Origin of the sequence: Octadecabacter antarcticus 307 (genome assembly GCF_000155675.2) — a bacterium.
GTDB classification, from domain to species: Bacteria; Pseudomonadota; Alphaproteobacteria; order Rhodobacterales; family Rhodobacteraceae; genus Octadecabacter; species Octadecabacter antarcticus.
Map to the genome: position 1 here is coordinate 2440477 of NC_020911.1, position 11637 is coordinate 2452113.

8 protein-coding genes and 4 pseudogenes are annotated in these 11637 nt (G+C 54.4%); 6 read left to right on the forward strand and 6 right to left on the reverse strand.

From position 1 onward, the window contains the following. Positions 1-577: 577 nt before the first annotated feature. Together OAN307_RS12310 and OAN307_RS25270 are read right to left on the reverse strand one after the other, a co-directional pair. Entirely contained in the window at positions 578-1255 is a 678-nt protein-coding gene (locus tag OAN307_RS12310; protein ID WP_015500056.1) for a DUF1295 domain-containing protein, read from the reverse strand. Between the two features lie 10 nt (positions 1256-1265). Further along, positions 1266-1736: a DUF2269 family protein gene (locus OAN307_RS25270; protein ID WP_015500057.1), complete on the reverse strand. Its 471-nt coding sequence runs from the start codon at positions 1734-1736 to the stop codon at positions 1266-1268. A gap of 89 nt (positions 1737-1825) precedes the next feature. On the opposite strand from OAN307_RS25270, the gene OAN307_RS12320 reads away from it, so the two are divergent. The 6 genes and pseudogenes from OAN307_RS12320 to tnpA all read left to right on the forward strand — a co-directional run bounded on the left by OAN307_RS12320 (position 1826) and on the right by tnpA (position 7736). Continuing rightward, a complete protein-coding gene (locus OAN307_RS12320; RefSeq protein ID WP_015500058.1) occupies positions 1826-2350 on the forward strand; it encodes a TetR/AcrR family transcriptional regulator in 525 nt (174 codons plus the stop codon). Positions 2351-2589: 239 nt separating this feature from the next. After that, a pseudogene (locus OAN307_RS30035) lies at positions 2590-2933 on the forward strand (transposase); the annotation flags it as partial. 857 nt (positions 2934-3790) lie between these two features. Continuing rightward, a pseudogene (locus OAN307_RS12330) lies at positions 3791-5292 on the forward strand (transposase). A 194-nt stretch (positions 5293-5486) separates the two neighbouring features. After that, positions 5487-6372: pseudogene (locus OAN307_RS31290) on the forward strand (IS110 family RNA-guided transposase); the annotation flags it as partial. Between the two features lie 105 nt (positions 6373-6477). Beyond that, a pseudogene (locus tag OAN307_RS31650) lies at positions 6478-6710 on the forward strand (IS110 family transposase); the annotation flags it as partial. Positions 6711-7388: 678 nt separating this feature from the next. Then, entirely contained in the window at positions 7389-7736 is a 348-nt protein-coding gene (tnpA, locus tag OAN307_RS12340) for an IS200/IS605 family transposase (RefSeq protein WP_144055569.1), read from the forward strand. Between the two features lie 73 nt (positions 7737-7809). Here tnpA and OAN307_RS12345 read toward each other — a convergent pair whose 3' ends face one another. The 4 genes from OAN307_RS12345 to hydA are packed head-to-tail and all read right to left on the reverse strand — an operon-like array spanning position 7810 to position 11205. Next, positions 7810-8724, reverse strand: a complete 915-nt coding sequence (locus tag OAN307_RS12345) for a dihydrodipicolinate synthase family protein (RefSeq protein WP_015500061.1) — start codon at positions 8722-8724, stop codon at positions 7810-7812. Continuing rightward, positions 8721-9389 (reverse strand): aspartate/glutamate racemase family protein, encoded by a 669-nt coding sequence (locus tag OAN307_RS12350; RefSeq protein ID WP_015500062.1) that lies wholly within the window; start codon positions 9387-9389, stop codon positions 8721-8723. The genes OAN307_RS12345 and OAN307_RS12350 overlap by 4 nt, the downstream gene beginning before the upstream one ends. Next, positions 9386-9775 carry a VOC family protein gene (locus OAN307_RS12355; RefSeq protein WP_015500063.1) on the reverse strand — a complete coding sequence of 130 codons (390 nt, stop codon included), beginning with the start codon at positions 9773-9775 and terminating at the stop codon, positions 9386-9388. The genes OAN307_RS12350 and OAN307_RS12355 overlap by 4 nt, the downstream gene beginning before the upstream one ends. After that, on the reverse strand, positions 9772-11205 hold the full coding sequence (gene hydA / locus OAN307_RS12360; protein ID WP_015500064.1) for a dihydropyrimidinase: 1434 nt from the start codon (positions 11203-11205) through the stop codon (positions 9772-9774). The genes OAN307_RS12355 and hydA overlap by 4 nt, the downstream gene beginning before the upstream one ends. Between the last annotated feature and the right edge of the window lie 432 nt (positions 11206-11637).

Below are 11637 nucleotides of genomic sequence, written 5' to 3' on the forward strand. Positions count from 1 at the left end.
GGATTGCGAAAGACAACGGGTCAAGGCGATCGAGGCATGCAAATGCGGTAATGCCAAAAAGACGCCGCGCGTTTTCAGGAGCGTGTCCAGCCTCGCGTTGTCCGGGATGGTCATTCGCCCGTTGAGTTCAGACCCGAACCCGTATCGAATACGTTTAGCAAGTTCGGTTCCCGTCACAAAGTTTCTGACATAGCTCCTGAATAACGCCCTTGGCGGGCAGAAGGTATGCCAGGCAAAAGACCCGTCCAAACGCCCGATAGACGGATTTTCGCACCCGCTTTGCGCGCGGGGAGAGCCGCCATGACAGGGTTTCATAGGCAGCAAAGATACAATACCTTTGTTCTAGAAAACCCTACTTTAAACGCCACAAGGCTCCGTTGCCCTATGTGACAATATTTTCCACGTGCCTTGTACACATTTAATGGTGAAGGCTGATCTGCCCAGAAGCGGATCGACGCTGCTGCCTGCACCGAGCGTCGCTGTTCGGACTTTGTTGCCGTTTTCTAAATTTGGCCCAAAGTCTGCTTTCGGATCGAACGTATCAACGGCGTTAGGCCGAGAAAAGCTAGTGGACACCTCAGTAGATGAACGGAACGAGCTTGGCAGTCGTGGCGGCGTATTCATCAAATTCTACGCCGTACCGCTTCGACAGATATTTATCCAAGGCGGGGATGTGAAAGAATAAGAAGCCCGCTGTCACAAAGATCGGAATGCCCCAAGCGAACATGGATGCCGACAGCATGGCCCAACCGGTAAATAAAACGCTGTCACCAAAGTAGTTGATATGTGTGGCATATTCAAACAGCCCCCCCGTGTAGCAATGGCCCTTTGACGATGGTTGTTTTTTCCACTGCCAGCGTTGAAGCTCAGATCCTGAATTCAGATATGACCCCAGTAAAACCAGCGCGAGGGCAATCCAATCCATACCGCCGAGCAGCGCAGGACTATCGGTAAGGATACCAGCACCCAACAGCACAAAGCCAATTTCAAAGACTGCTATAAAGACTGAAAGACCGAACACCTCGGAATATGCGACCTGCCGTTTGAGCAGGACAAACAACGTCACACAGTGTCGCGCCCAATACAGGATAGCGCAGAACGCGAGAAGGCGTGCGCGCATCGGGTTAGGCCAATCAATCGATCCAAAAGCCAGCCAAATGCAGGTTGCAACAATGCCAGCATGGATCAAAGCGAAGGTTAGTTTTTGCGAAAAGGATCTATCATAATCGCGATTGACACCACCGGAATCGGCCATTGGACACTCCTTAAAACGGCTTGAAGATCATGAGGGAAAGTGCGGCTAAGGACATCACCAATGCGCCAAAGCCGATGGGCGCAGCTTTCAAGAATGTGCGGTTAAACTCAGCGGGCAGACTGCTGTCCTGAAAGGTCGCTGTTCGATTTGCAATGCTGTGCAATCGGCGCTCCAATCGAAGCCCGAACAGATAGGCGGCAATCAATAGTATGCTTAGAACAACAGATATCGAGAGCCAGGTTTCGGCCAACCCATAGCCGGTTAAGGTCATCAACCAATAGCCGGACAGAGGTATGATCAGCAATGACGGACCCATTATCAGCCGGTTGATCAACAGCACCGCGTTCAACAAAGCGGATGCTTCTAGAGGCGTCGAGCCCTTCGCCTGACCATGGATCAAACCATTGATAACGGTAGCGCCCACCGTCAAGATCACCGCGAGAAAGTGCAGGAAATTTGCTGCTAAGTACGGATCAGGCATCTTTATCGACCTTTTGGACTATTTCATGATGACTAGACGATACCGTCGCAGTCTGTCAATTGTTTTCGACCAGATGGACGAGGAACCAAATGCCCAAAATTGTTGATCGAGACAAATATAAGAAAGATCTCGCCGAACGCGCGGCAGGGTTTTTTTCGAAACACGGCTACGCAGGAGTTGGCATGCGCGGCATTGCCGAACATCTCGGCATGTCAAAGAGTGCTTTGTATCATTACTTTCCGACCAAAGAGTCGCTGTTCTTGGCGTCTACTGAATCCATCATGAGCCGCGTTGAAGAGGCCCCTCTAGATGTTGAAACGACGGAGGCGGCGCAGTTGCAGGCCTTGGTGGATTCTATCCGAGGCGATTTTGGGCCAGAGATGGCTTTGGTGTTTGACTACCTGCGCGGCAAAAGCCCCGCTGAAATTGCAGCCGATAAGGCGATTCAAATGTCGCGTTCTATGTATTTGAAAGCTGTCGAACGTATTGTTGGTCCCGAACGTGCAGTTGAAACGCTGTCAGTTGTAATGGGTCATCTCATGCTGGACTATTTATCCGGTGGAACGTTGGGTCGTTCTATGGGGCGGGCATCTGACATGATCTCAGTAAAATAGATTGGCGTATTGTGCCAAAAACGCTCCGTTTTGGAACATTCGCCAGCAACTTGCTTTAAACTGCCAAAAACCCTTTTCTAAACCACTGCAGTTGTTAAAGGTTTTTGCCTGTCCTGCGATAGCTGCCATTCTTGGCCTCGCAGAATTTTCGTAAAACTAGCTTATTTTGTTAGAAAAATCTTGTTGATTTGAGGCTTGGCCCCTGATTCAATTGTTCCTAACAACGGGGGATGATTTCGATGTTGGGGCCAAAGCAAGAGGCGCAGGGCGCGTTGTTTTATGCGTTCTCGATAGATAATCACGTTCCTCAAGATCATCTGCTGCGATCCATTGATCGGCTTGTCGATCTGTCTGGCATCCGCCAATATTTAGCCGATTTTTACAGCCATACTGGTCGCTGTCCATTGATCCAGAACTGCTGATCCGAATGCTGCTGGTTGGCTGCTGCCTCGGCATTCGGTCCGAACATCGCCTCTGCGAAGAGGTGCATCTGAACCTTGCTTACCGCTGGTTCTGCGGACTGGATCTGAGCGACAATGTGCCCAACCACTCAACCTTTTCCAAAAGCCGCCCCTCTCATGGCGCAAGCGCAAACGACTGCCGGGCAATGGATGTTGAGGCCACGCGGTCGATCCGTCAGGCCGAAGTCGGGTCCGTGCGCACGATGCTGGGATGGTTAGTGGATCGTGGCATCGCGCCGCACATCCCGGTCATTCACTGCCTAGGATGTGCAGGTTCACATGCACGAGAGGGGATAAGGCTGGCCGCACCGATGGCACCCTGAGCCGCGCTAATTTTGAGTGGGACCCGTAGGGCGACAAATACATCTGCCCAGAAAGTCAGTCGCTCAAGCAGTTCCGCCGCAACTCCTCCGATCCCAGTCGAGGCCCAACCATGACGGGCAGGACAAAATATCGTGGGCCTAAACTGATCTGTCAGGCCTGCCCATCCAAAGCCAAATGCTGCCCGAATACCGATGTTCGCAAGATCACCCGCGACGAACACGAAGACGCACGTCAAGTTGCCCGCGACACCGACTGCCCAGCGGTGCATGTTTACATGCATGAGAGGGGCCAAAAACCAAACAATATGCCGTTTCAATGCGACTGCGAAAGAAGGTCGAAATGCTCTTCGCAAGCCTCAAACGCATTCTTGGGTTGGGACGGCAGATTGAGATGACGAGGACCATGCGGCGCAAATGACGAATTTCTTCTCGCTGCAACCGCCCAATACCTCCACAAACTAGCTAAAATCTTTCCTGCACCGCAGCAAATAGGCAAAGCGTGAGAAGAAAAGCGCTCGCGCCGTGTTCAACGCCCAACTTTCTGCGCCAGCAACACGGTGTTTTTCAACAAAATCGGCTTATCCTGTTGAAAAAATCTTGTTGATTTGAGGCTCTCCGGCTGATTCAATTATCCTTGATAACGGGGGGTGATTGCGATGTTGGGACCGAAGCAAGAGGCGCAAGGCGCGTTGTTTTATGAGTTTTCGATCGACGATCACGTCCCTCAGGATCACTTGCTGCGATCCATTGACCGCTTCGCTGATCTGTCTGGCATCCGTCAGCATTTGGCGCCATTTTACAGCAACACCGGCCGTCCCTCGATTGATCCCGAACTTCTGATCCGGATGTTGCTGGTCGGTTATTGTCTCGGCATTCGTTCGGAGCGTAGGCTTTGCGAAGAGGTTCATCTGAACCTCGCATATCGGTGGTTCTGCCGCCTCGATTTGACGGATCGCGTGCCGGACCATTCGACATTCTCCAAGAACCGCCCCTCTCATGGTTTGCAAGCAAACCACTGCCGGGCAGTGCATGGTCGTTTCCGCGACAGCGATCTGCTGCGTCACTTGTTTGAAACGACTGTGGCGCGATGCATGGCGGAGGGGTTGGTGAGTGGCCAGCGCTTTGCGGCAGATGCCAGTTTGATCGAAGCTGACGCTAACAAGCAGAACTCAACACCGAAGGCCGATTGGGATCACAGCGCGATCGACCCATCACAAGCACCGCGCGCTGTGATGGAATATCTTGGCGTTCTAGATGACGCTGCATTTGGTGCCGCCTCAGAAGTGGAACCCAAGTTCACATCGCATTCTGACCCAGCCAGCCAGTGGACCGCAGCACGCAAAGGTCCTGCATTCTTTGCCTATTCAACCAATTACTTGATCGACACGGGTAATGCCGTGATTGTCCCCTCTCATGGTTTGCAGCGCAAACGACCGCCGGGCAATGGATGTTGAGGCCACGCGGTCGATCTGTCAGGCCGAAGTTGGGTCCGTGCGCACGATGCTGGATCGCGTCAAAGATAGGTTTGATTTAGATCCTGAACGCATCATCGCAGATACCGCTTACGGGTCCGGCCCGATGCTGGGATGGTTAGTAGATCGTGGCATCGCCCCGCACATCCCTGTCATTCACTGCCCGGCAGTGCATGTTCGCATGCACGAAAGGGGATAAAGCCAGTCGCACCGATGGCACCTGGAGTAGGGAAGACTTTGAGTGGGACGCTGAGAACAACCAATACATCTGCCCGGAAGGCGAAGCGCTCAAGCAGTTCCGCCGCAACTTCTCCGACCCCAGTCGAGGCCCCGACGGCAAGGGCGTCGCCAAGTATCAGGCGCTAAAGTTGTCGTGCCAAGCCTGTCCCTCAAAACCTAAATGTTGCCCGAATGCAGATGTGCGCAAGATCACCCGCGAAGAACACGAAGACGCCCGCCAGGTCGCCCGAGATATTGCTAAGACCAAGCAATACGCCGTTTCAATGCGACTGAGGAAAAAGCTCGAGATGCTCTTCGCTCACCTCAAACGCATCCTGGGGCTAGGACGGCTTCGATTACGAGGACCATGCGGCGCAAATGACGAATTTCTACTCGCCGCAACCGCCCAAAACCTCCGCAAACTGGCCAAGATCCTTCCTGCACCGCAGCAAGCGTGCAAAGCCTGATAAGAAAGGCGCTTGCGCCCAGTTCAACGCCAGACTTTCTGCACGCGCAACACGGTGTTTTTCAACAGAATCGGCTAAACCTGATGGGGTTGATGGCTCCTGCTCCAACCAGCGTCGCAATGCGCTATACTGCAGGTGTCGAAACCTACTTATAAAAGGAGCCAACCCCATGCAAGTTACCACAATCGGCGTTGATCCATCGACCAGCAGGCGAATGCGCAGCAATCGCTGAGAGGTTGGCCAAGAACATTTTTCAAGTTCATGGGATCACTGAAGACGAAGAGGTCGCCTTCAACCGGCCTTTGAGACGCGCACAGCTATTGCCGTTCTTCTCCAAGATTGATCCCTGCCTGATTGGCATGGAGGCCTGTAGCAGCGCGCATCATTGGGCCCGGGAACTCACGGCGTTGGGCCATGATGTTCGGCTGATCCCGCCGATATATGTCAAGCCATACGTTAAGCGCGGCAAGTCTGATGCGATCGATGCAGAGGCGATTTGTGAAGCGGTGACCCGTCCGACGATCATTGCCGGCAGGTGAAGCTTGCATTCACCGAGAGGGCGGTTTGTTGCAAAAACCGTTTAGCAACAAGATCTGCTGTCACTCCATCGCACACGGGCTCTGCTTGTCCGCCAACGCACGCAGCTGATCAATAGCTTGCGTGGCCTGGTCGCTGAGTTCGGCGTTTACATCGCGAGGGGCCTCGCGAGGATCATCGGATTTGCAGAGGATGTTTTAGTAGGCGAAGTGCTAGACTTGCCCGAAATTGCCAAGGAAGTGATCCATAATCTATGCGAACATCTCATGGCATTGCATGTACGGATTCGGTGGTATGAAGATCGGCTCAAGCTGGTCGCCAAGGAAGATGTGCGGGTCCGTTTGTTGCGCACTATTCCCGCTCTCGGGCATGTAAACATGCCCTGCTGGGCAGTGGGACGTTGGTGTTGTGACAGCCTCGGCGATCATCGCCAGCATTGGTGATGGCCATCAATTCAGCAATGGCCGCGAGTTTGCAGCATGGTTGGGGTTGACGCCCGCGAACAAATCCAGCGGCGGTAAAGAGAAACTCGGGCGCATTACAACCCTCTCGGGACATTGCGTCGTGCTGCAAGCACGCCCATGGCGTGACGCAATACCCTGTCCCGTTGCCGGGCAACACATGCACAGCATGTGTGAGAGGGGGCAGTGAATGGGTGATCAATACTTACGATCATTGCTGGTCGTTAGCATGACATCACTCGTCCGACAGACCAAGTCGCACCCGGAGCGAGCAAGCAAGTGGCTGACATCACTGCTGGAACGAAAACCCGCGCGCGTCGCAACCGTCGCTATCGCTGCCCGAGAGGGGCCAATAAAACGGCAAGGATCGTCTGGGCCGTTTTAACGCGCAACGAACCTTATACAACGCACATTACTTAAGAGAGGAAGAACAAAGAGTTAGCAAGACCCACGAGATGATGGTGCATAAGTCTGCCGCCAAAACCAGGACACCCCGTCGAAAGTCCCGGGCGATATAGCCCGCTAAGCTGTAAGGGACTTGGTCTGCGGAACCCATCCGTTGCCCAGCAGGCGATTGCGTAGCAATCTGCCGAGAGGGGGGCAGCGGTCAAAACCGCGCAAACAGGCCCCTCTCATTGATTGCCTTGCAACCAACTGCCGGGCAGCGGGAACACATGACTGCTTCTGACAAATGCACAAATCTGATCAAAAATGTCTTGCTATGCAGGAGCCATCAACACAAGACTTTCTCCGCGCGATGCACTGAGGTCCACGCTGCTCACAAAGCCGCCGTTTGACCCGAGCAGGTAGATGTCCGCGTAACTTGCCTGTTTCTAAGATGACGCTGCAACGTTCAATCTTATTGCCCGTCCTTATGTGGTTCGCAATGGACGCTTTCATTTTCCACCTAATGGATCGAAACCACCGGCTTCTAGCCGGTCAGCTTCAGGGAATCTATGATTGATCTTCTCTCCTGAATTTTGAAACCATACTGCTAATGCGGGTTTCAAAATTCAGGAGAGAAGATCATGCGTTATTCCTCATCCGCGCACATGCGATTTTACCACAGATTTCACGTCGTGTGGGTCACAAAATGTCGTGTGGGTCACAAAACATAGATACAAGGTTTTGCAGGGTGCGATGCGAGAGCGGATACGCGAGATTATCATGCAAACATGCGCCGAAATGGGCGTCCATATCGTGAAAGGTGTGCTGGGACGCGATCATGTGCACATGTTCCTGTCGATCCCACCAAAACTGTCCTTGTCCAACGTTATGCAACGCATAAAGGGCCGCTCGTCGCGCCGCATCCAGATGGAATTCCCTGAGTTGCGCAAGCGCTACTGGGGCAGGCGGTTTTGGGCACGCGGATATTTCTCAACCACCTCTGGAAATGTGACTGACGACATCATCACGCAGTATCTGGAATTGCATTCCTCTAAATGAGGCTACCGGCGTCAGCCGGTAGTCCTTCACCGCGGGCCCGTGTCACTGACGCCGCGCGTTGTGGTGGGCGGCGTTAGAGACCCAGTTTCTTCAATTTGATCGCTTGTCGTGCGGCCAGAGTGTCGACCTCGATGCGCGCGGCCGCCGACAGCGCGCCCCCCGGTTTGCGCATCGTGTCGTGGGCAATCGAGCCGCGCTGCGCCAAGGTGTATTTGCGAATGGCAAGGCCCAAGCCCGGCTGTGCCTCATAGCGGACCATCGGCATGTAAGCGTCGAAGATATCGCGGGCGCGCGCCTCATCGGTGTTATTCGCCGCGACCACCTGCGCCATCATTTCGGGATAGGCAAATCCGGTCATAGCGCCGTCCGCCCCGCGTAACATTTCCTCAAGCAGATAGAGCCCGCCATTGCCGCACATAATGGATATCCGCCGCGCACCAGCATCCGACGCCCCGCGAAGGGTGCTGATCTTTTCCAAACCCGGCCAGTCTTCATGCTTAAGCATGACGCAGGTGGGACACTCTTTGATGATCTTAAGGATGACCGATGGCGACATGATAACGTTTGTCGCAAGCGGGAAGTCTTGCAGCACGAACTGGGTGCTGCCCAAGACCTCAGCCACATTGTGGTAATATCCGATGATCTGGTCGTCGGTGCGAAGGTTCGACGGCGGAGCGACCATGACACCTGCCGCGCCCGCATCCATCGCAGCATCGGCGAGCGTTTTCATCGCCGCAAAGCCAGCGGCAGAGACACCGACGACAATCGGAACCGTGCTGCGGGCGACCACGCGTTGCACAACGGCGATGGATTCATCTGCAGTCAATTTTCCAGCCTCGCCCATCATCCCTAAAATTGTCAGGCCGGTGGCGCCCTTTTCAATGTAGAAATTAACCATGCGGTCGACGCTGTCCCAATCCATGGCTCCGTCAGGCAAGAAAGGTGTTACGGCAATTGTGAAGACACCTGCGGTTTGCTCATTGATCATTTTGGTCCCTTTCGGTGGCTTTGGTTTAGCGCAATGTGGCCGAGCGCCATGGCGCCAGCAGCTTGGCAAGGTTCAACCACGGGTAGCCCTGTCTCTGCCTCAAGCATATCGCGATACTGTGCCATGCCAGCGCATCCCATAATTAATACGTTTGCACCATCGTCGTCGCGCAACCGTTTGCCAATAGCGACCATTGCGGACAGGCTTTTATCTGGATCGCTTAAGTCCGCCACGCCCAAGTCCAGTGCGCGATCCGCGGCCAATCGGTTCAGCACACCCATTGCCCCGAACGCACGAAGATGGCGCGGGATCGACGCAGGCATAATCGCGATCACACCAAATCGCTGACCAAGGGTAAGCGCGGTCATCACAGCGGCCTCTTGAATTCCAACCACCGGTAGGTTCGTTTGATCGCGCAGCGCATGCAGGCCCGGATCACCGAAACAGGCGATTACATATCCAGTGGCGTCAGATTGCGCAGCAGCCAGCGTCAACATCGGCGCTATTGTTAGATCCGCTTGACGCTGGCTTTCGATGCCAAGTGGCCCATCGGGCAAGGTGAGACAGCGAATAGGGGTGCCAAACCGGCGCAAAGGATCGACAGCGGCGTCGATGCCATCCGTCACAGTTTGCGATGAATTGGGGTTGATGATGACAAGCGTCATGCGCCGTCCCGCGTGGCAGATTGGATTTCGATTTGGTATCCTTCGGGGTCGTTGAAGATGAACGCACGAATGCCCAGTTGGTCGTTCACGAACAGTTTTGACAGATTATCGAGTTCCAGTTCAGTACAATAGGCATACCACGCATCCACATCCGACACACGAATGCAAAGTTGCACAGGCTTCACGTCGGCCGATTTGTTCATGCCCTTCGCCTCATCCACCAAACCTATGTGGGCACCCGGACAAATTTGATAAATCTTGCACCAGCCTTGATCAATCGCCAGCGGCAGGCCCATGATGTTTTCATAAAACCGCATCACACGGGGCAGGTCGCGATAATAGAAAAACGTGATCGCAAGCTGGTTCGGGCCGTCTGGTCGGGTCATGTCTTTGCTTTTGCGTTGTTTGGCTTTGTGGCCAGTTCGGGGCGGTCGATCCACTGGCCCATTCCGGCTATTCCAAGAAATTCACCGTCTTCGCACAACATCTCGCCGCGCAAAATGACGTGTGTGGGCCAACCCGTAATCGTGCGCCCCTCCCACGGATTGTATCCGACATTGTCATGCAAATCATTGGCCCCGTAGGTCACCTGTTTATCAGGGTCCCAGATCGTAATATCGGCATCCATCCCTTGCGCAATTGCGCCCTTGTTAAGCAGGCCGTAAATCTGCGCCGGTGCAGTCGCTGTGATCCGCGCAAAATGTTCGGGTCCCAGCCCACCTACGCGCATCATCGCGTCAAACATCAGCGGCAAACGTGTCTCCAGCCCCGGTAAACCATTCGCAATCTCATGAAATCCCGCGTCTGGTCCCGCAGATAGTTTTCCGCTTTTATCATAGCGATAGGGCGCATGATCAGAGGACACGATTTGCAAATCACCCGCGCCAAGTGCGGCCCAAAGTGCATCCTGATCTGCCGTTTGTCGTTGCGGGGGCGAACACATCCACTTGGCACCCTCCAATCCGGGGGCGTCCAGAATACCCTCAGACATGAACAGGTAATGCGGGCAGGTTTCGGCCCAGACTGGTGCGCCGTTTGCGCGGGCCAGTCTGACGGCGGCGGCGCCTTCAGTGGTGGAAATGTGGAACAACATCACTGGCTGATCCAAATAGGTTGCAAAGCGACACATTCGTTCGACGGCATCAATTTCTGCGATGCGGGGATGGGATGCAGCGTGGTCGCGCGGGCGAACGTGGCCAGCCTCAATCAGTTGGGTCTTTGCGTGGTTCAAAATGGCGTCGGTTTCGGCATGCACACAAACGAGCGCGCCGTGCTGGCGCGCTTGCGCCATGATCGATAGGATTTCATGGTCATCAAGTTTGATGTTGTAGGTCGTAAAGACTTTCAGCGACCGATGCCCCGCTGCAATCAGATCACCCAGATCAGTGTCAAAACCCGCAACGCCAAGATCGGTCAGCGTCAGGTGGAACGCGTAGTCAATCATCGCACCGCGCGCGGCGCGGGCGCTGTAGTGGGCAACCGTTTGGGCCAGCGGTTCGCCCCTCGCTTGCGCCGCGAACGAGATGACGGACGTCGTGCCACCCTGCGCGGCAGACCTTGTGGCGGTCTCGAACGTATCAGCGTTCATCACGCCCATGCCCGACATCTGTTCAATATGGGCGTGGACGTCGACACCACCCGGCATCACCCATTTGCCACGCCCATCTATTTCGCGCGCGCCTGATACAGGTTTGCCCACCGAAACGATCTTGCCGTCTTTGATGGCCACATCCCCATCAATTACACCGCTTGGCGCAACGACGTGCCCGCCCCGAATTACCAGATCATTGTCATGCGCCATGAACGTCGCCCTCATTAAGTCTTGTGGTCAAGTGATCACCGCCAAGCGTGCCACGTCAAGAACCCCGTCGACAAGTATATGAAAACCCGCTTGATTTGAACGCAGTCCGATGGCGTCAAGTGGGTTGTACAGGTATCGCCACGGCGGGTTGTGCGGGTTGTGCGGGTTGTCTTTCAAAAGCACATAGGCCTGAGCGTATGATCTAGGCACGTGCCAGCCGCACTTTCGCAACTCTCGCGAAACAGGCTGATCGGTCTGGAAACAAAAACGCGAATGTCCCGATTTCTTTCCACCAGCCAGCTGCCAAAGCCCTATGATTACAATGGCCGCGTGACATCATCCAAACACTTCATTTTTGACGGAGCCGGAGCCGGAGACACTGGCTTGATCATTGATTTAGATGGCCTGTCGACTGGGAAGCACCAGATCGGACCTGAGTTGTACCCG

Excerpts from the sequence above, each read along its gene's own strand:
- OAN307_RS12310 (WP_015500056.1), bottom strand. The coding sequence starts at position 1,255 with ATGGCCGATTCCGGTGGTGTCAATCGCGATTATGATAGATCCTTTTCG.
- OAN307_RS25270 (WP_015500057.1), bottom strand. The coding sequence starts at position 1,736 with ATGCCTGATCCGTACTTAGCAGCAAATTTCCTGCACTTTCTCGCGGTG.
- OAN307_RS12320 (WP_015500058.1), top strand. The coding sequence starts at position 1,826 with ATGCCCAAAATTGTTGATCGAGACAAATATAAGAAAGATCTCGCCGAA.
- OAN307_RS12345 (WP_015500061.1), bottom strand. The coding sequence starts at position 8,724 with ATGATCAATGAGCAAACCGCAGGTGTCTTCACAATTGCCGTAACACCT.
- OAN307_RS12350 (WP_015500062.1), bottom strand. The coding sequence starts at position 9,389 with ATGACGCTTGTCATCATCAACCCCAATTCATCGCAAACTGTGACGGAT.
- OAN307_RS12355 (WP_015500063.1), bottom strand. The coding sequence starts at position 9,775 with ATGACCCGACCAGACGGCCCGAACCAGCTTGCGATCACGTTTTTCTAT.
- hydA (WP_015500064.1), bottom strand. The coding sequence starts at position 11,205 with ATGAGGGCGACGTTCATGGCGCATGACAATGATCTGGTAATTCGGGGC.